The organism is Paraburkholderia sp. SIMBA_027, from assembly GCF_046535315.1.
In the GTDB taxonomy this organism is placed as follows: domain Bacteria; phylum Pseudomonadota; class Gammaproteobacteria; order Burkholderiales; family Burkholderiaceae; genus Paraburkholderia; species Paraburkholderia tropica.
Map to the genome: position 1 here is coordinate 1 of NZ_JAWRWY010000134.1, position 411 is coordinate 411.

General features: G+C 67.4%; 1 protein-coding gene. It reads right to left on the reverse strand.

Annotation, left to right across the window (positions count from 1 at the left end; all coding sequences use genetic code 11):
• A partial coding sequence (locus tag SB764_RS38465; protein WP_410866530.1) for a pyridoxal-phosphate dependent enzyme occupies positions 1 to 411 on the reverse strand: 411 nt, incomplete at both ends.

A 411-nucleotide genomic window follows, 5' to 3' on the forward strand; every position in this document is an offset into this window, starting at 1 on the left:
GGTGCCTGCGCTGCCGGAGGCCAGCACCACGGCGGCGAACTGGAGGCCGCTGTCTTCAATCTGCGCGGCCAGTTCCAGCCCGGCGCGTACATAGCCCAGGGCGCCGAGGGCATTGGAGCCGCCGATGGGCACCAGGTACGGCTTCTTGCCGTTGCTGCGCAAGCGCTCGGCGAGGGCGTCGAGCTGTTCGTCGGCGTGGTCGAGGTTCTCCACCAATTCGACTTTGGCGTCGAACAGGTCCAGCAATAGCCGGTTGCCGTTGCCCAGGTAGTTGGGGTCTTCGGTGCCGGTCGGGTTTTCCAGCAAGGCCACGCAACCCAGGCCCAGTTTGGCGGCGAGAGCGGCGGTCTGGCGTACGTGGTTGGACTGGATGGCGCCGGCGGTCACCAGGGTATCGGCGCCTTGGGCGAT